Raw genomic sequence first — 19,776 nt, forward strand, 5'->3', positions numbered from 1 at the left:
AGATAGATATGTTACCAAATGTAATCACCAAGACCATTGAATTATCAGATGGACGAAAAATAACCATTGAAACAGGCAAACTGGCAAAACAAGCTGATGGATCTGTAGTCGTACGTATGGGCGATACCATGCTGTTAGCCACTGTTGTTGCTACAGCAGAAGCCCGCGAAGGTGTAGATTTTATGCCTTTGTCTGTAGATTATCAGGAAAAATTTGCGGCAGCAGGTAAAATTCCCGGTGGCTTTTTACGCCGCGAAGGCAAACTTTCCGACCATGAAGTATTGGTAAGCCGGCTGGTAGACAGGGCTATGCGTCCCTTGTTTCCAGACGATTTCCATGCTGATACCCAGATAAATATATTTCTTATCTCTGCCGATAGGAATGTGCCGCCAGATGCCCTTGCTGCATTAGCCGCCTCTTCTGCCATAGCTGTTTCTGATATACCCTTTAATGGACCTATCTCTGAAGTAAGAGTAGCTAAAATAGATGGCCAGTATGTAATCAACCCGCCTACTTCCCAATTAGACAAAGCAAGCCTCGATCTGATTGTAGGGGCTTCCTATCAGGATATACTGATGGTAGAAGGTGAAATGAATGAAGTATCAGAAGAAGAAGTGCTGGAAGCCTTGAAAGTAGCCCATGAAGCAATCAAGGTTCACTGCCTGGTTCAAAAAGAATTAACGGAGGCAGTAGGCAAAACCCAGAAACGAGAATACTCTCATGAAACCAATGATCTGGAATTAAAGGCAAAACTGCACGAATTGCTGTACGAAAAAGCGTATAATGCGGCTAAACAACTGATTGTTAGTAAACACCAGCGTAGCGATGCTTTTAAAGCCATAAAGCAGGAATATTTAGACGCCCTGCCAGAAGATCATACCATAGACCTGGATCTGGTAGACAAATACTACCACGATATTCAGAAAGAAGCCGCCAGAAACCTGGTGCTCAACGAAAGAGTCCGCCTGGATGGCCGTAAACCTGATCAAATCCGCCCTATCTGGAGTGAAATTGATTACTTACCCTCTGCTCATGGTTCGGCCATCTTCACCCGTGGAGAAACACAGTCACTTACTACCGTTACGCTAGGCACCAAGCTGGATGAGCAAATGATAGACAGTGCCATGTTATCAGGTACGAGCAAATTTATGTTGCATTACAACTTCCCTGGTTTTTCTACCGGAGAAGTAAAACCTAACCGCGGTCCTGGCCGCCGGGAAGTAGGACATGGCAACCTGGCTCACCGGGCATTAAAGAAAGTGCTGCCGCCTGAAGATGAGAATCCGTATACCATCCGGGTAGTATCCGATATTCTGGAATCCAACGGCTCTTCTTCCATGGCAACTGTATGTGCTGGCACACTGGCCCTGATGGATGCAGGCATTAAAATTAAGGCCCCTGTATCGGGTATAGCCATGGGTATGATTTCTGATAGTAAAACAGGCAACTATGCAGTGCTCTCTGATATCCTAGGAGATGAAGATCATCTGGGAGACATGGATTTTAAAGTAACCGGTACAGTTAATGGCATTACTGCCTGCCAGATGGATATGAAGGTAGAAGGTTTATCCTATGAAGTACTGGCACAAGCATTAGCACAAGCCAAACAAGGCCGGTTGCATATTCTGCAGGAAATGAACAAGACCCTGGCAGAGCCTAAGGCAGACCTTAAACCAAACGCACCCCGCTCTGTTACCATCCGCATCGAACGCGACCAGATTGGCGCAGTTATCGGGCCAGGTGGCAAAGTAGTACAAGACATTCAGAAAGAATCCGGGGCTACGATTGTGATAGAGGAAAAAGACAATGCAGGCTTTGTTAATATTTTTGCTGTAGACAAAGATGCTATGGAAAAAGCCCTCAGACGTGTGAAAGGTATTGTAGCTATTCCTACCGTAGGCGATACCTACGAAGGCAAGGTTAAAACCATTATGCCTTTCGGAGCATTCGTAGAATTTATGCCGGGCAAAGACGGATTGCTTCACATTTCAGAGATTAAGTGGGAACGGCTGGAAACAATGGACGGCGTACTGGAAGTAGGCGAAGAGATACGGGTAAAGTTAGTAGACATCGATAAGAAGACCGGCAAATACCGTTTATCCCGGAAAGTTTTATTACCTAAACCGGACGGAAAACCTGCAAATTCCTGATTTTTTTTACATAAAGTTCTTGGTTACCCATTTTTGTTACTGCAAACTATTAAGTAGCTTTACACAAGTAGCAAACTGTAATCAGGAACTTTGTGCATTATGTTGCCTTTCCAACGCAGATGAATTCCAATATAAATAATTAACTGAATGAGACAGCTTAAAATCAGTAAGCAGATTACCAACCGCGAGAGTCAGTCGTTAGACAAGTATTTGCAGGAAATTGGTAAGGTCGACTTGTTAACACCCGACGAAGAGGTGGAATTAGCAAAACGGATTAGAGAAGGCGATCAACTGGCTCTGGAGAAGTTAACCAAAGCTAATCTTCGCTTTGTAGTGTCTGTTGCCAAGCAGTACCAGAATCAGGGCTTATCACTGGGTGATTTGATTAATGAAGGGAATCTAGGCTTAATTAAAGCTGCCCAGCGTTTTGATGAAACCAGAGGTTTTAAGTTTATTTCATATGCTGTTTGGTGGATACGCCAATCCATTCTGCAGGCATTGGCTGAGCAATCACGTATTGTGCGCCTTCCCTTGAACAGAGTAGGCTCCCTGAACAAAATTTCTAAAACATTTTCTGAACTGGAACAAAAATACGAAAGAGAACCCTCACCGGATGAATTAGCCGAAGTATTGGAAGTAACTACTTCTGAAGTAGTAGATACGCTGAAAATCTCTGGCAGACACGTATCCATGGATGCGCCGTTTGTACAAGGGGAAGAAAACAGCTTACTGGATGTATTAGAAAACGACAGTGAAGATACGCCTGATTCTGAGTTAATTAACGACTCACTCCGCAGGGAAGTGCAACGGGCGCTGGCCACTCTTACCATGAGGGAAGCTGAAGTGATTACCTTTTATTTTGGACTTAACGGCGAACATGCCATGACTCTGGAAGAAATCGGTGAGAAATTCAACCTGACTCGGGAACGGGTGCGGCAGATTAAAGAAAAAGCCATCAGAAGATTAAGACATACCTCTAGAAGTAAAGCATTAAAACCTTATCTTGGATAAAAACTCTACAAATACATTTATAAAGCCTTCTTAGGGAGGCTTTTTTTATTATAAGAATGCTGTTAACTTGGGTGACCATTGCAAAAAACTATTTTTATGCCATGATCCGAAGAAACACCAGTGAACGGCAGCTAAAAACCTGGGGGCCAACGTTTGTTTAGCAAACAAGCAATATAGTCATCTGACAGTGTAGTTGCTCCATAGAACAGCCAGTTGGCCGGTTAACAAAGGAATGGATATTTGGCAGGTGATTGATAGATAAAGCCCATGTATTGGCAGTAATGATAGAGTGCTTTACAAAATTTTGCTGAATAATACCAAGTATACAAACGAATTAATTAAATGTAACCACTAAAACCGATATAATCTTTTTACATTTATTACATTATCAAAAGAAAAATCTACTGTAGCTATTTAGAGAATTATTGAGATAGAAAAGATACAAACCCGGCTGCCCGGACGAAGGATTTCTAGAGTAGATTTTGTTTTATTGTTTGCACCAATGCGTATATACTGCTGTTTTTTAGTTATATTCTTTTTGCTTTGCTTTCAGGCACACGCACAAGAAGGTAAAAAATTTAAAAAACCTCTCAAAATTAAAGCTCCTGCCGAGCAACCTACCGAACAGCCTGCTCCTCCTCAGGAACCAGAGCCAGAACCGCCTCAGGAGGAAGAAGAATCTGAAATGGATGAAGGACCAGCCTTCGCCCCTGTAAAAGCTCCTTCCATGGTAAGTGAAGATACTACCACCCTTGACGAAGGTGAACTAAGTGTAGTAGAAGTAACAGAAGAAGTAAAAGTAGACTCAGTATGGGTTAAAATTGCTGAATACTATGCCATATGGGACTCCCGGTATGTAAACCCCTACAAAATAGACCCAACAAAGTTTTCCGATACGGTAGTTATTCATCTATACGACGAAGCTAAAGGCCAGATGTGGGCTGCTCCACTAGCCACTACACACGTAACCTCTAATTTCGGATTCCGGGGATACCGCTGGCATTATGGCACAGATCTGGAACTAGATACCGGCGATACGGTAAGAGCAGCATTTGATGGCATGGTCCGTATTGTGCGCTATGACCAGAGAGGCTGGGGTAAGTATGTGGTGGTGCGTCATTATAATGGCCTGGAAACATTATACGGCCACTTGAGCCGGCAAGATGTAGAAACCGGCCAACTAGTGAAAGCTGGCGATGTACTTGGGCTTGGTGGAAGCACAGGCCGTAGTTCCGGCCCACATTTACACATGGAAATACGTTACCAGGGAAATGCAATTAATCCGACTACCATTTACGATTTTACCAGCAACACACTCGTACAACCAGTATTTACATTAACCCCTCAGCATTTTGCTTACTATGGTTCTGCCAAAACAGCTGTTGTACGTAAAACGATGTACCACACGGTACGTTCCGGAGACAACCTGGGGAAAATCGCCCGCAGATATGGCGTGAGTGTATCCTACCTATGTAAAATTAACCGGATTACGACCAAAACCATATTACGGACAGGACGCAGACTGCGGGTAAAATAATAGTTAAAAACACCTTAACACCTCAAGAAATACCTATGTCTATTGAATCTGACAATGACCTGATAGGGCTGAAACTAGCCAGTGAAGCGGTGGCTAATACTTTAAGGCTGATGCAGGAGTATGCACACCCTGGTATGACCACTAAAGAACTGGATGAGTATGGCGGCCAACTGCTAAAACAATATGGTGCCAAATCGGCTCCCCGGGAAACATACGGCTTTCCTGGGTGGACGTGTATAAGCCTGAATAATGAAGTAGCGCATGGCATACCCGCAACAAACAAAATTCTACACGAAGGAGATCTGGTCAATATCGATGTGTCTGCCGAACTGAATGGATACTGGGCAGATAACGGTAGTTCTTTTGTGTTGGGTACAGATATACATACCCATGCACCTTTAGTAGCTGCTTCCCGCAACATCCTACACAAAGCCATAAGTCAGATTAAAGGCGGAGTCAAAATTGCAGACATTGGCCGGTTAATTGAAACAGAAGCCAGAAAAGCAGGCTACAGAGTCATTAAAAACCTGGTTGGCCATGGCATTGGCAGAAGTCTACACGAAGAACCCCATGAAATTCCCTGCTACTACGATCCTTTTAATAAAAAACGGTTCAAAAAAAATTCTGTAGTGGCTATAGAAACTTTTATCTCGACCAAAGCAGTGTATGCGCACGAAAAAGGAGATGGATGGACATTTGTAACCAAGGATGGCAGTTTTGTAGCTCAGCATGAACACACGATTGTTATTACCGATCATACGCCCATTATCCTGACAGCTGCAAATGGCATTTAATCCATCGCTTTCTGTAAAAATTATAAATTAATTAGTTTTGCAACCACCGTAATACTTTATGAAATTAGATATATTAGCTATAGCCGCCCATCCCGACGATGTAGAGCTTTCTTGTGCAGGCACCTTGCTGTTGCATAAATCAATGGGACATAAAGTAGGCGTTATAGACCTGACACGTGGCGAACTGGGTACCAGAGGTACACCTGAAACCCGTAAAGAAGAAGCAGCCGCCGCCAGTAAAATTCTCAACCTGGATGTGCGGGAAAACATGAACTTTTCCGATGGTTTCTTCTTGAACGACCGCTTTCACCAGGTAGCGCTGATAGAAGCCATCCGTGCTTACCAGCCAGAAGTAGTACTGCTCAATGCCATTGAAGACCGCCACCCAGACCATGGCAAAGGCGCTCAATTAGGCATAGATGCCTGCTTTCTATCTGGCCTCTCCAAAATTATTACCTACCGCGAAAATCAGCTACAGGAAGCCTGGCGGCCCAAAGCAGTTTACCATTTCATACAAGACCGTTACATTCGCCCTGATTTTGTAGTAGATATCACGCCTTTCTGGGAAAAGAAAGCAGAAGCGATTAAAGCCTATAAAACGCAGTTTTACAATCCAGATGAAGAAGGACCAGTAACCTATATCTCTACTTCCGATTTCTTCGATTTTTTATCTTCCAGAGCACAAGAATGGGGGCATTCTATTGGCGTAAAATATGGAGAAGGTTTTACTAAAACCCGTCAACTGGCTGTCAAAAACTTATTCCATCTAGTATAAAAACACAGTTAACACTGTTCATACAAGTTATTGGAAAGTATACTTGAAATTAAGATCTGTTAGTTGCTTCTATCTATATTCTCCTTTTTACCTATTCAATAAAAAATCAAACCAATCCTATTACTTATGTTTACGAAACTCAAAAAAAGCACCACTCATTTAATTCTATTTCTGGCTCTTGCTACGCTACATGTGCATTGTACAAAAAAACAAGTAGCCACCGCTGCCAATACGAATTCAACCAATACAACCAGTACCAGCACAACTGCTTCAAGTGAAGGCACTATAGATGCCACAGACTTACAGAAGTATATCGGACGGTATGATATTGAATCTGATGAGATAAGCTGGGCAGAAGTTACAGTTGAAAACAATAAACTATATGGGAAATCAAACGAACAGCCCAAAACTGAACTGATCAATGAATCGGGAGATAAATTCCGGGTACAAGGGCTAGATGCTACAGTTACCTTCACCCGCGATGGCCAGCAGCAAATAACAGGCCTTGTAATCTCTTATCAGGGATACGAATTTAAAGGTGAAAAAGTGAAATAAGTGTGTTTAGCTAGCTAACTAACAGCTGCTGTAAATCAATTATTATATTTCACACAAAAGGCCTGCTGAGTTCAGCAGGCCTTTTGTGTGAAATATAATAATGGTTAAAATGGATTCGTAGCCCAAACACTCACTTCCGGAATAAATCCCCGGTTATCCATTTCCAGCGCAGCCTTTATCACGTGGGCAATTTCTGTTGCCCGCAATTTCTTTGTCTCCTCTGCCCGTTCCTTCCTCTCCGGATTACCAAAAGCCGTAGTTACTTCACTAGGATTGACCAGCATAACCCGGATATTAAATGGACGTAATTCGTCCCGCCAGCACTCGGTCATGCCGCGCAGGGCAAACTTGGATGAGGCATAGATAGAACCATTCTTAAAACCCCGTACACCTGCTGAAGAAGCTATGTTGATGATATTACCGGATGATTGTTGTTTAAAAAGTTTCACGGCTTGCTGGGTCAGCATCGCCAACCCGAACACATTAACAGCATATACTTTATGAAATTGTTCCAGGCGTAGTTCCTCCAGGGAAGCAAACTCTCCTATACCAGCATTATTAATTAATACATCCAGGCCTCCTAGTTGCTCATGCACAGCCTGCATCATTTTTTCAATGCCTTCAGGCTTACCTATGTCTGCAGTTACCGGGATAGCTCCTATCTCCTGAGATGCCTGTTGTAGGCGTTGTTCGTTGCGTCCGGTAATCAGTACTTTGGCACCGGCTTGTATGAGTACCCTGGCTGTTTCTTTTCCTATTCCCAGGCTTCCGCCGGTAAGTAAAATTTTGGCGTTTTTTAATTGCATACTATTGGGGTTTGTTTGAAATGTGTAACTGTAACGGAAATTTTTTTTCTATAGTGCTTATAAACAACAGTCCACAGCTATTTACTGGATAGCTGTGGACTATAAGTTGCGGAAGAAAGCCCTTTTAACTTAGTTTATCTCTAACTTTATCTACTACCGTTTTAATTCCGGCAGCCGCCTCCCCTACTATTCCGCCTGTCATCTGTTCTGTTTGCGCATGACCTTTAGGATCTGGTGCACCTAGTTTAGGCTCCTGTCCGTGTGGTGCAGCTTTTACAAAACTAAAGTTACTTTTTCCATCTATAGAAGTACCCATTGCCCATCTGCCGGTATCAGATAAGCCTTTATCAGTGGGATCAATATTAGTGGAGATAAAAGAGTAAGCAAATTCACTATTCTCTTTGCTTTGCGGGAAACTATTAGGTATCGGATGAACATTCTTCAGTCCTCCCAATTCTTCTAATACCGCCAGCCACTGATTTTGGTGCATAGTATCGCGGGCAATTAGAAATGAGAGCATGTCTTTCATACCAGCATCATCCGTAGATTCGTACAAACGAGTAGCCAATACACGGCCAGTAGATTCAGCCATCACGTTGGCATACATGTCTGCTGCAATATTTCCGCTACCTACTACCCACGATCCATTAAAAGGAACCCCATTGCTATCTACTGCCATGGCGGCTAATCCAGATGATAGAAAATGCCGGGGGTCCATACCACCCATTACTGCACCCAGAAGAGGGTTTTCTCCTACCAACTTGTCTTTTAAATCGTTGGTAGCGCCTTCTAGATTCAAAGCCACTGCAGTAGCCAGCATTTCAATATGGGCTATCTCTTCGGTACCTGTATCCAGTAACATATCGCGGTATTTTTCAGGACCTCGGGAACCCCAGGCTTGAAACAGATATTGCAGGCATACTCTAATCTCTCCCTCAATACCGCCAATGGCTTGCTGAAGCATGCGGGCAAATTGTGGATTGGGTTTGTCTACACGTACTTTGTACTGCAGTTTCTTATCATGATAAAACATAAGCTATTATTTTTTGGTGGTTAATGATATATATAAACCATACGCTTATATTTTTATTTTGTTTAAATCAAATCGAATTAGTCATTTAAATAATCTAACAAAATTATTTAAACATACGAATGTTACTTATAAGATAATGACTAAATACTTTATCTATTAAATATTATTGCAAGGCAAGAAAACGATCCATAGGTTTACGATAGAATTTCTCAAAATCCATTGTTAGTAATTTTAAGTATTTTTGATCTAACTTTGGGTGCATTTTGCAAGGTTGCATGTTCAAACACATATAAATGCCTGTTACAAGTGTTCATTGAATAATGGCATTTTACGGAAAATCCCTATACAGAAACCTGATAATTACGATACAATTTGATTCATGTTATACTATGCTCCTAACAAACGTGTAGGCAGGTATATCTATAACATGGTTTACTTAGAAAACTTTTCATGAAAATAGGTTTTGTGGTACACTTTTTTGATTTCAGAAATGATGTTAGAAAGGTAGTAGAACAAGTTAATAAACAACATCAAGTAATTCTTTTTGCCAGAAAAGAGGATGTAGCTAACATTCAGAAACATAGCAGCAATCAGATAGAAGTGCGGATCGTAGATGAATTTATCCCTACTCCACGCAACATCGTACTTCAGAATATGTTCCGTTTCTTTGGCAAACTTCCCAAGAGCATCCAGAACTATTACTTAATGGAAGTATTTAAAATTTCCCTGAATCCACCTACCGAACAAAAAAAGGCTAAGTCTCTGCTGGATTTAGCCATGAAACTTCCTAAAACAATAAGCTATGATTATTATTTAAATAAGCTGCAATATAAAAAAGCTACTTATATAGATGACATAGACCAGTTTATCTGCTTTACCGATATCAGTGACAGCTATTTTCTGGCGAGATTAATCCGGGAAAAAAGAAATGTAAAGATATACGTATACAGTTGGGACCATCCATGTAAACAAATGAAATACTCCCGCCAGGTGAAATATATGGTGTGGAATGAAGGGATCAAACAAGATTTAATCGAATTGCAAAATGTATCTCCCAAGCAGATTACTGTTTCTGGTGCCTCTCAGTTTGCATATGTTCAACAATTTTTGACTACATACCTGCATCAGGCAAATAACGTATTTCCTTTTCGTTACATATATTTCGGCTGTGCCATAGGCGCTCCAGAAATTGTAAAAGAAGAAATCAAAGTAATTAAGCTCATTAGTGAAGTTATGCAGCAGGTAGTACCCGATATACGTCTGGTTGTTAGGCCTTATCCGGTAATGAAAGACTGGCAAATCTATGAGCCGTTAAAAGCTATGCCCAATATTATATTAGATGATGAGTTCAGGGCTAAAGATCTGTCGGTTGGTGAAGCTTTTATTATGGATAAATTTTCGAAAATACATTTTGCAGAAGCATTTATTCATTTAGGTACTACGCTTGGCTTTGAAGCTTGCTTTTTAGATACGCCTTCCGTTATAATTGACTTTCAATGGTTTCAAGAAAAGAAAAGCCTCCTGAGCATTTACAACTTTGTGCACCAATACCAGAATGAAAAATATTTATTACTATCAGACTACCCCAATGTGGTGCATTCTCAAGAAGAACTTACCAGTTTGATACAAAATCTAGTGATCAACAAAGCCCGTTACCTGAAATATAATTATGCTGTACGGGCCACGACAGCGTTAAAAGATTTTAAGCAATTTGCTGATGCCATACTTCATACCTAACAGCACGATGGCTACCATTAATTTATTTCTATATAGTTTATTTTTTTATGTATTTAACAGGTTCATTACCTATATTCCTTCTTACCACATACGTAGGATTTTTATAAAAAATTTAGTAGCCCACTTAGGTAAAAACAATAGTATTTTAATGGGGGTAGAACTCCGCAAACCCGCCAATATTCATATAGGTGACCATGTAATCATAAACCGTAATGTGCTTTTAGACGGACGGGGGGGGAAACTAGTCATCGGCAACAATGTAGACATTGGCCAGGAGACCAACATCTGGACACTAGAGCACGATGTCCATGATGACTTTCATAGCGATAAAGGAGCCTATGTAATTATTGAAGAGTATGTGTGGATTGCTTCCAGATGTACCATTCTGCCAGGCGTAACTATTGGGCGTGGCGCAGTAGTAGCCACGAATGCAGTAGTAACCAAAAATGTACCTCCTATGGCGATTGTTGCCGGAGTGCCTGCCAAAATCATAGGAGAGCGAAAAAGTAATTTGATGTATACTTTAAAAAACAGACCTTGGTTTCAGTGACGAAAATACTCGTTCTTCCGGACGCCGGACCTCAAAATCCTTTTCAATACCAGATGATTGACTTGCTGAAAAAAAATGGCTATCAGGTAATAAAGGCTCCCAGGAGAAGGTTTTTTGCTACCTTGAGTGCCTTTGATAAATATCAACCTGATATCGTTTATTTTGACTGGATACAGAGTTTCATTCTGGGTAAAACTCTAGTATTGACTCTGGTAAAATGTGTATGTTTTTTTCTAGAACTTCAGTATATAAGCAGGATTAAGAAAAAACCCATTCTTCATACCCTGCACAATATGCATAACCATGCAAAAAGATGGCTATGGATAGAACGGCAAATTTATACGTACTTCTTAAAAAAGTGCTACCGTATACGTGTCTACTCACAGACTACAAAAGATAAGGTAGTGAACATCTTTAAAGTAAATCCTGATAAAATTCATATCATAGAAGATGTTCCTTTCCACTTATATTATCCCAATACAGTTACCCGTGAAGAAAGCCGGAAATTTTTGAATATCCCCGCTCAGCAGTATGTATACTTGTTTCAAGGGATGATAAAACCTTATAAAGGCATAGATGATTTACTTTCAGCCTTTAAGCAGATGTATTCAAAGGATGACATGCTTATTATTGCAGGTCCTACAGATAACCCAGAATATGTATCGCAATTACAAACAATGGCAAAAGACTTGTCTGCACACATACGCTTTGTGAATGAATTCATACCTATACAGCACATTCAGTATTATTTTAATGCTGCCAATGTGGTAGTGCTTCCATTCAAAAATATTGAACATTCTAGCTCCATAGACCTAGCTATGTCTTTTGCTAAGCCAATTATTACCCTTCGAACAGAATTTCTGGCGGCACTGCTTCCACATCAGTTTGGTCTTCTTTTTACAACAATTGATGATCTGAAAGAGAAAATGATAACTGTAAAAACCATAGATGAACAATTTGTTGGGCGAAGAAATTTTTTAATTGCCGATAACTCTAACTATAAAGAATTTTTGTCATTTTTTGATCTTAATGGTCAGTTGAAGAAGCAAAATAAATATATACTGAAGTAGAACGATGATTTGTGTAAAGCTTGGTAGAAACTTTCCATTATTTTAAGAACTTTACACCTGCAAAAGATTATGAAAGTTCTGACAGTATTTGGTACCCGCCCTGAAGCCATTAAAATGGCTGTTCTAGTGAAGAAACTGAGCAATGACCCTTATTTTGAACACAAATTGTGTGTAACCGGCCAACACCGCCAAATGCTTGATCAGGTATTGGAGTTATTTGGCCTGCAACCCGATTTTGACTTGAACATTATGCAGCCCAAACAAGATCTGTCAGACATTACAAGTAATATCCTGCTTGCTATCCGGAATGTATTTAAACAGTTCAGGCCAGAGGTAGTGTTGGTACACGGCGATACTACAACCTGCTTTGCTGCTGCGCTTGCAGGTTTCTATGCCCAGATAAAAATAGGTCATGTGGAAGCAGGTTTACGTACAGGTAATTTGCAATCACCTTACCCGGAAGAAGCCAACCGGACTTTGGTAAGCAGGCTGGCAAATTATCATTTTGCTCCTACAACAAAGAATATTGAAAATTTGTTAAGGGAGGGGATTTCACCCGAAAGTATTATCCAGACTGGCAATACAGTTATTGATGCGCTACAGCAAATTTCCACTACCATTCATTCCCTTTCCGGCTCACTAAAAGATAGCCCAGTAGCAAAATTAATTGAGAATAAAGAGAAAATTCTTCTGGTTACCGGACATAGACGCGAAAATTTTGGACAAGGGTTTATTGAGATCTGCAGAGCCCTACGAACAATCTCTGAGAAATATCCCCGGCTGCATATTGTTTATCCTGTACATTTGAATCCTAATGTGCTGGAGCCTGTGCATAGCATCATAGGAAATATTGCAGCTATTCATTTGCTGGAACCCTTATCGTATACCGATTTTGTTTTCCTGATGAAAAACAGCTACCTGGTATTAACTGATTCGGGGGGAGTGCAAGAAGAGGCTCCAGGCCTGGGGAAACCCGTACTGGTAATGCGGGACACAACCGAACGTCCGGAAGCAGTAGAGGCCGGTACGGTGAAGCTAGTAGGAGCAAATGAACATAATATTGTTCAGGGTATTTCCGAGTTGCTAAACAATGAAAGTTTATATAGGCAGATGTCAACAGCAAGAAATCCGTATGGAGACGGCCTGGCCAGTGACCGGATTGTTACATTTCTAAAAAATCTCTCCTACTAATTAATTTTATCTTTTCCTTGATGAGCAAACCTGCACTTTTATATATTTCTATTAATGACGGCTCAGATACAAGAATAAACAAAGAAATTCAGACATTAGCTGCCCACTTTTCTATATACTACATTGGAATAGGAAAAAGTGAAGAAAAAGCATTTGTACAACGTTATTGTAAAAGTTTTCAAACAGTAAAAGGGCATCACAAAAGTTTACTAGCCTTACTTAAGTTTTATCTGCTTTTTTTAAAATTATACTTTACCAGGCCCTTTCAAGCAATTCATGTAATCAATGAACAACTATTACTGATTTTTTATCCGTTTCTATACGTGAGTAGAAAAAAAGTAGTGTTAGATATTTTCGATTCTATTTTCCTCCGGTCAGGCAAACAAATGGAGCTGCTCAAAAAAATCACCTACCATTTACCCGTTGTTATTCTGGTTACGGATGATAATCGCAAAACCTTAATGCCTATTCAGTTTGGGAATAAAATAAAAGTGCTGGAAAACTATCCTTATAAATATGCAGGTGTAGCTGCTAAAATACCGGATCCTGGTAAACTGGTTATTTTTTACAACGGCTCTATGAGTAAGGCCAGAGGAACGGAAATACTACAACAGTTACTACGCCTTTCTCCGGATATTTCCATAAAAATGGCAGGATGGATTTATGATGAACCTACAAAAGAATTGTCCTTGCACCCGCAAGTAACATATCTGGGAGTAATTACCCAACAGGAATCCATGCAAGTGGCCAGTACCTGCGATTATATACTTTCTTTGTACGAACCTAAAAATGAGAATAATATTAATGCAAGTCCTAATAAAATATATGATGCCATTCAGGCCCGTACGCCGGTGATTATTAATGCAGAAGTTAAAATTGCCGGTTTTGTAAAAAAGCAAGGGATTGGCTATGTTACAGATTCTTTTTACAACCTTAATTATCAACAGCTGCTACAAGACCTATGTAGGCTCAAGGGTACATTTGTCTTTAGCCCAGATCTACAGCATACCTATACCTGGGAAGCAATTGAACACAAATTAGTAGAGGCACATAGACAATGAAGATATTATTATGTACCAATGCTTTTGAAAATATTACCAATGGACCGGCAAAATTTGCCAATCTGGTATTGCAAATCAATGACCGCTATCCTCAACACCAGATCCGGATTTTAACAGAGGATGTTTCCGAAAGCAGACTAACTTCCCTAAAATATGTATATAAAGTAACGCTGAACTATCCTGGGTTTCTACGACTATTTGGTCAGTTTCTCCGTATGTTTATCTACTATAACAAAGCTAAGCAGATACAAAAAGAATATGACTACGATGTATTAGTGTATATTAATTCATTTAATGGATTATGGGCTTCCTTGGTATCAGACAAACCTACCATAGGAATGATTAACGATGATAATAACTTACGTACTAATTTCAAAAATTTTACTAACCAAAGGTGGGCAAAGAAGATAATATTTAAATATTTAGAGAAACTTTCTGCAAAGCATCACAAAGGCATTATTTCAAATTCAGATTATCTAACTCAGCAAATACTTAAAGCCTATTCACTACCATCTACCAGAGTGACCCGGCTTTATAAATCTATAGATCTAGATAATACCACTTTCCAACCTCATAGAGAATTTAAACAACCTATACGAGTTTTATTTATAAAAGCAGATTACATTAGAGGCGGCCTTACAGTATTGGCTGCTGCGCTGCAAAGCCTGCAACCCTTAACTTTTGAATTAACGATTATAGGTCCAAGCCAAGGGTTTGGCAACCATATCTCTTCTATCTTTAAAGACACCACAAATACCACTGTTCACTTCTTAGGTGAACAACCACAAGCAACTGTATTTACGCTCCTGACAACACAAGATATCTTTTGTGTTCCTTCTTTACAAGAAGCTTTGGGAGTTGCCAATATCGAAGCATTGGCTTATGGAATTCCAGTTGTAAGTACAAAGGCAGGAGGTATACCAGAAGTATTAGATAATGGCAACAATGGATGGATGGCAGTCCCCGGTAATCCACTAGATCTGGCCTCTGCTTTACAAGCCTGTATACAGAACACTGAACAACGATTACAAAAATCGATAAATGGCCGCAGGTACATTGAAAGGTTCTCGGCTCCATACATGTTTAAAGAATTTCTTCGTATTTTAGAAGAATGCAAGTAAGCATCGCAGAACAAACTCAACCGGCTTCATCCGTTGCCGCGCAAACTACACCCACTAAGCGCGACTATCATCGTATACTTTTCTTTATGAATGTAGTATTAGTTGTGGTAGGTTATGGCCTTGCGCATCCAACAGGGTTTGCTTCAGTTGGGCCAATGAAAATACTCCGAATTCTAGTTTTAGGTTTTTCATTATTCTACCTTTTTAATTCTAAAAAGCATTATCAGTATATCTTCAAAGGAAGTTCATCCTGGATTCTATGGGTATTTATTACACTGAATATTTATGTTCTGCCTTTTAGCGCAAACATTTTTATAAGTTTTGAGAAATTTATCAATCTTGTTCCATATTTTATTTATATAAATTATTTTGTTATCTATCTCTTCCGAGCTTACGATAAGGAATATGTTATTACCTTTATTTTAAGGTGTCTCAATATAACCTATTTGATCCCAGTAGCTTCATTTATTTTGTTTGGTGGCGGCTTTGCACAAGACGATATTTATGGAGAAGTAGTAGGTGGCTTCGTCTCTAATCACTATGGGTGGGGTTGTGCCATATTCTTGGCCTCCAGCTTAGATTTACTGAGAAATAGAGTTATTGTCTCTAAAAACAAGAAAATTCTCCTCATTTTTTTATGCCTGATTGCAACCTATATATTAGCCATTAGTGGCTCTCGAAGTGGATATTTAACTTTTGCCCTCTGCTTTCTGATTTTTGTGCTTAAAAACAGTAATACTAGTTTTTATATAAAAATATTTAGCACCATTGCTGCAACGTACTTTGTGTTTCATCTCTACACAGACAATGATTCAGCTTTAAATAAAAGATTAGCAAAAACAGAAACGCAATTGGAAAAAGGAGATGCCAGAAGTGCAATTTATGAATTAGGATTTAATACAATGGCAAATCACCCCGAAAACATTCTCACCGGTTTTGGTTTTTATACATTTAGAGAAGCCATGTTTGAATTGAATTCCAATGTTGATCCAAAAGTGCTTAGAATCAACCTTCATAATTCTTATTTAGAATTGTTTTTTGGTAGCGGTTTGTTCGTTTTTACGTTTTTTTTATTATTTTTTGTAGGGAAAAGTTTATGGAATTTTGCTGTTTATCACTCGTCGCGTTATACCTTTCTTCCACCTATCCTGCTAATTCCTTTTTTTGAGAACAATTTTAATCCAGGACAATTTTTATTCTTTCCCTGGTTTGCCATCATGTTCTATTATATTCATTACAATGAGCGGCAAATAAAAATTGAAGAGGTTATCACACCAATGCCCCCAGTTAGAAAACACCAGTTCTTATAGCCAGCTTCCTTTAGCGGGAGTTAAATCTTTTTATTAACCTCCCTTTCAATCTATTTTCTGTCTACGTCCAGTAAGCTACTATTTACCTGGCTTTGTTGAATTACTTCATAAACAGCTTGTTGTATGCCTGTACGTGTATTGAGCTGGCCTAACTTTGGATTATTTCTGGTAGGATATACGCGGTTAGACAGAAATACATAAAGCAGGTCATTGGCAGGGTCAACCCAGGTGAAGGTACCGGTAAATCCTGAATGGCCGAAACTTTCTTTACTGGCACTATAGGCTGCACTCCCACTCCGTGATGGAATAATATCCGGCTTATCAAACCCGATGGCCCGCCGGTTGCCACTCTCACAAAACTGGCATTGAGTAAACTCACTAAGGGTAGCTGCATTGATAAATTGCCTTCCTCCATACATCCCCTTCTGCAAATACATCTGCATGAGTTTAGCTAGATCGTTGGCTGTACCAAACAATCCGGCATGGCCAGATAAGCCGTTTAACATGGCTGCTCCTTCGTCATGTACACGGCCATGAATCTGATTTTTCCGGAATAAAGAATCATATTCGGTGGGCACAATCCTGGAAAGAGGAAAATGTTTGTATGGATTATAGGTTAGGGTATATGCTCCCAGTGGTTGATAAAAAGTCGTTTTCAGGTAACTTTCAAAATCCTGTCCGGTTTGCTTTTTTACCAGTTGTGGATACAGATAATAGGATAAATCGGAATACACATAGCCTGGTTTTTCGTTCAATGGGGAATTCTTAATGGCTTTGTATAGCTTTTTATGATAATTGCGGTTCAGGTATAAGTTATCAGCAACTTTGTAAGGAAAACGTCTGCTGGAATCTGCTTTGAAGGTAAACCACTTAAACTTCCCGTTTTTCTTAATAGTACTCTGCCAGAAGGGAATCCAGGCTTTCAGGCGGGCCTGGTGTGTGAGTATTTGCCGGAAAGAAAGATCTGCTTTGTTGGAATTTTTGTATGCCGGCAAATAGGTTCCAAGCGTAGCATCTACATTAAATTTCCCTTCATCCTGCAATTTCATGAGGGCAGGCAATGAAGCACTGATTTTAGTTATAGAAGCCAGGTCGTATACATCAGTAGGGCTTACAGGCGTAGTATTGTCGTACGTATGATAGCCATACGTTTTATGGAAAATCACCTTTCCTTCTTTTGCGATCAGTACCTGACACCCTGGAACGGCCTTTTCATTTAGCGCCTGCATAGCCAGTGAGTCTATCTTACGGGTTAGCAGGGCGCCATCTATACCAACTTCCTCTGGCATGGTATACTTTAGCCGCCTCAAATCATCAGACTGCATACCCATAAACAAAGGAAAGTCGGGTTTAACAGATACCGGAAGTTTACCAGTAGCAGTAATGGCTCCAAAAATCAACTGGGCAGCCAGCTCCTGGGCATGGATACTTTCCTGATAAGCCATCACCAGTCCGGGATATTTTTGTATATTGGTTAATTTGGAGAGGGTATACACATTGCCAAACAGGCTAATCACCGCTTTTTTAGAAAGGGCTAATTGCTTTACGGCATTGATCATAGAAGGAGTAATACCAAAGTTGCGGGGCGGACGAATAGAGGGCACGTGTACGCCAACAATTACCAGATTGTAGGCCTTTAACTTTTCTTGTAAAGCCGGCAAAGCGTTCTCCTGGCTGTTGAGGGGCAAAGTAAAATGATCTACGTTGGTGTATTTTGCCAGCATTTGCTGGTAAGGGGTAACGGCCTCTACACCTATCGAAACAGAAGCTATTTTTAAGGTGTCCAACCGGAGTAGCGGAAGAATACTTCCTTCGTTCTTCAAGACGGTAAGCGAAGCTTCTGTTAGCTTGCGGTTAATTAATTGGGCTTCCGGCCGGTTCAGGTCTTCTACCAGATTAGCCATTTCAATGGGTGTATAGGTATGTAAACCTGCCCAATATTTCGCAAACAGAATTTTACGGCAGCGGATATCTATTTCCTGCTGGGTAATCTGTTTATTTTTGATTGCCTTTTTAATTTCTTCTATTGCTTTGGGTACACTCTCTGTGAATTCCAACACATCATTACCGGCCAGTACAGCCTTTACATCGGCTACTCCCGGGGAGTAATAACTGGTAACCCCTTTCATATTCATGGCATCCGTAAAGATCAAGCCTTTAAAACCTAATTCATTCTTCAGCAGGTCCGTAATAATGGGTTTGGACAATGTAGAAGGAAGATTTTTAGCAGTATCCAGCTGAGGGATACTTAGATGCGCCACCATTACCCCACCTATTCCTTCATTAATAAGTGTTTGGAAAGGGTACAATTCCAGAGAATCCAGCCGCTGTCTGTCATGTTTGATGACTGGAAGGGAGTAATGCGAATCGGCATCGGTATCGCCGTGTCCCGGAAAATGTTTGGCTGTAGCTATAATTCCGTTATCCTGCATGCCTTTCATATAAGCATAACCTTTTTCAGCTACTTTATATTTATCCTCCCCGAAGGAACGGAAGCTAATGACCGGGTTATTCGGATTGTTGTTCACATCTACTACCGGAGCAAAATTTACATGCATCCCAATCCGCTTAAATTGCCTTGCCACTTCTGACCCCATCTGGTAAATTAGCTGATTATCCTGTATGGCGCCTAAAGTCATCTGGTAAGGAAAACGGATAGTGCTATCCAGCCGCATGCCCAGCCCCCATTCGGCGTCCATAGCTACCATTAATGGCACCTTAGATATCGCCTGGTAATTGTTTGTTAAATTGGCTTGCCGAACTGGCCCTCCCTGAAAAAAGATCAACCCACCAATTTTGTATTGCTGAATCAGCTTGCTAATGGTATCTGCATGCCCTGGACCTCGGTTTGAATAGGCGGCCACCATCAGCAACTGGCCTATCCGCTCATCTGGGGTGAGTTTATTCATCACTGAATCTACCCACTGCTGGCCGCTAGGCAAAAAGGGAGGTTCTGCATGGGGATTAGCTCGCTGTTGCTGAGCAAAGGCTGCCATGGTTAAGCAGGTGAAAACAAGTAGAAAGAAAAACTTATATATCCGGGAAGCAAACCAAACAGGTAAATAGGTGGACATT

16 protein-coding genes are annotated in these 19,776 nt (G+C 40.5%); 13 read left to right on the forward strand and 3 right to left on the reverse strand.

What is annotated here, in order from left to right; all coding sequences use genetic code 11:
- The first annotated feature begins 8 nt into the window (after window positions 1–8).
- The 6 genes from pnp (at window position 9) to Q0590_RS11795 (ending at window position 6,822) form a co-directional block, all read left to right on the forward strand.
- Window positions 9–2,150: a polyribonucleotide nucleotidyltransferase gene (gene pnp / locus Q0590_RS11770; protein ID WP_302037739.1), complete on the forward strand. Its 2,142-nt coding sequence runs from the start codon at window positions 9–11 to the stop codon at window positions 2,148–2,150.
- A gap of 147 nt (window positions 2,151–2,297) precedes the next feature.
- Complete coding sequence (locus Q0590_RS11775; protein ID WP_162441898.1) at window positions 2,298–3,161, forward strand: sigma-70 family RNA polymerase sigma factor; 864 nt, start codon at window positions 2,298–2,300, stop codon at window positions 3,159–3,161.
- Between the two features lie 538 nt (window positions 3,162–3,699).
- Entirely contained in the window at window positions 3,700–4,698 is a 999-nt protein-coding gene (locus tag Q0590_RS11780; RefSeq protein WP_302037740.1) for a M23 family metallopeptidase, read from the forward strand.
- Between the two features lie 35 nt (window positions 4,699–4,733).
- On the forward strand, window positions 4,734–5,492 hold the full coding sequence (gene map, locus Q0590_RS11785; protein ID WP_302037741.1) for a type I methionyl aminopeptidase: 759 nt from the start codon (window positions 4,734–4,736) through the stop codon (window positions 5,490–5,492).
- Between the two features lie 58 nt (window positions 5,493–5,550).
- Window positions 5,551–6,267 carry a bacillithiol biosynthesis deacetylase BshB1 gene (gene bshB1, locus Q0590_RS11790; RefSeq protein WP_302037742.1) on the forward strand — a complete coding sequence of 239 codons (717 nt, stop codon included), beginning with the start codon at window positions 5,551–5,553 and terminating at the stop codon, window positions 6,265–6,267.
- A 126-nt stretch (window positions 6,268–6,393) separates the two neighbouring features.
- Window positions 6,394–6,822 carry a DUF3471 domain-containing protein gene (locus tag Q0590_RS11795; protein WP_302037743.1) on the forward strand — a complete coding sequence of 143 codons (429 nt, stop codon included), beginning with the start codon at window positions 6,394–6,396 and terminating at the stop codon, window positions 6,820–6,822.
- A 104-nt stretch (window positions 6,823–6,926) separates the two neighbouring features.
- Here the strand turns inward: Q0590_RS11795 and Q0590_RS11800 are convergent, their stop codons facing one another.
- Window positions 6,927–7,628 carry an SDR family oxidoreductase gene (locus tag Q0590_RS11800; protein WP_302037744.1) on the reverse strand — a complete coding sequence of 234 codons (702 nt, stop codon included), beginning with the start codon at window positions 7,626–7,628 and terminating at the stop codon, window positions 6,927–6,929.
- A gap of 124 nt (window positions 7,629–7,752) precedes the next feature.
- Window positions 7,753–8,661, reverse strand: coding sequence for a manganese catalase family protein (locus Q0590_RS11805; RefSeq protein ID WP_302037745.1), 909 nt, complete (start codon window positions 8,659–8,661; stop codon window positions 7,753–7,755).
- A gap of 450 nt (window positions 8,662–9,111) precedes the next feature.
- Here Q0590_RS11805 and Q0590_RS11810 point away from each other — a divergent pair, with 450 nt between their 5' ends.
- The 7 genes from Q0590_RS11810 (at window position 9,112) to Q0590_RS11840 (ending at window position 16,701) form a co-directional block, all read left to right on the forward strand.
- Window positions 9,112–10,398, forward strand: a complete 1,287-nt coding sequence (locus Q0590_RS11810) for a hypothetical protein (protein ID WP_302037746.1) — start codon at window positions 9,112–9,114, stop codon at window positions 10,396–10,398.
- On the forward strand, window positions 10,379–10,948 hold the full coding sequence (locus Q0590_RS11815; protein WP_302037747.1) for an acyltransferase: 570 nt from the start codon (window positions 10,379–10,381) through the stop codon (window positions 10,946–10,948). The genes Q0590_RS11810 and Q0590_RS11815 overlap by 20 nt, the downstream gene beginning before the upstream one ends.
- The gene (locus Q0590_RS11820) at window positions 10,945–12,018 is read left to right on the forward strand and encodes a glycosyltransferase family 4 protein (RefSeq protein WP_302037748.1); all 1,074 of its coding nucleotides are present in this window, start codon (window positions 10,945–10,947) and stop codon (window positions 12,016–12,018) included. The genes Q0590_RS11815 and Q0590_RS11820 overlap by 4 nt, the downstream gene beginning before the upstream one ends.
- A gap of 69 nt (window positions 12,019–12,087) precedes the next feature.
- Window positions 12,088–13,209, forward strand: coding sequence for a non-hydrolyzing UDP-N-acetylglucosamine 2-epimerase (wecB, locus tag Q0590_RS11825; RefSeq protein ID WP_302037749.1), 1,122 nt, complete (start codon window positions 12,088–12,090; stop codon window positions 13,207–13,209).
- Window positions 13,210–13,229: 20 nt separating this feature from the next.
- Window positions 13,230–14,270: a glycosyltransferase family protein gene (locus Q0590_RS11830; RefSeq protein ID WP_302037750.1), complete on the forward strand. Its 1,041-nt coding sequence runs from the start codon at window positions 13,230–13,232 to the stop codon at window positions 14,268–14,270.
- On the forward strand, window positions 14,267–15,391 hold the full coding sequence (locus Q0590_RS11835; protein WP_302037751.1) for a glycosyltransferase family 4 protein: 1,125 nt from the start codon (window positions 14,267–14,269) through the stop codon (window positions 15,389–15,391). Before Q0590_RS11830 ends, Q0590_RS11835 begins: the two co-directional genes overlap by 4 nt.
- Before the next feature lie 86 nt (window positions 15,392–15,477).
- The gene (locus Q0590_RS11840) at window positions 15,478–16,701 is read left to right on the forward strand and encodes an O-antigen ligase family protein (protein WP_302037752.1); all 1,224 of its coding nucleotides are present in this window, start codon (window positions 15,478–15,480) and stop codon (window positions 16,699–16,701) included.
- A gap of 50 nt (window positions 16,702–16,751) precedes the next feature.
- Here the strand turns inward: Q0590_RS11840 and Q0590_RS11845 are convergent, their stop codons facing one another.
- On the reverse strand, window positions 16,752–19,775 hold the full coding sequence (locus tag Q0590_RS11845) for a serine hydrolase domain-containing protein (RefSeq protein WP_302037753.1): 3,024 nt from the start codon (window positions 19,773–19,775) through the stop codon (window positions 16,752–16,754).
- Between the last annotated feature and the right edge of the window lies 1 nt (window position 19,776).

The sequence above is a fragment of the Rhodocytophaga aerolata genome (assembly GCF_030503435.1).
GTDB classification, from domain to species: domain Bacteria; phylum Bacteroidota; class Bacteroidia; order Cytophagales; family 172606-1; genus Rhodocytophaga; species Rhodocytophaga aerolata.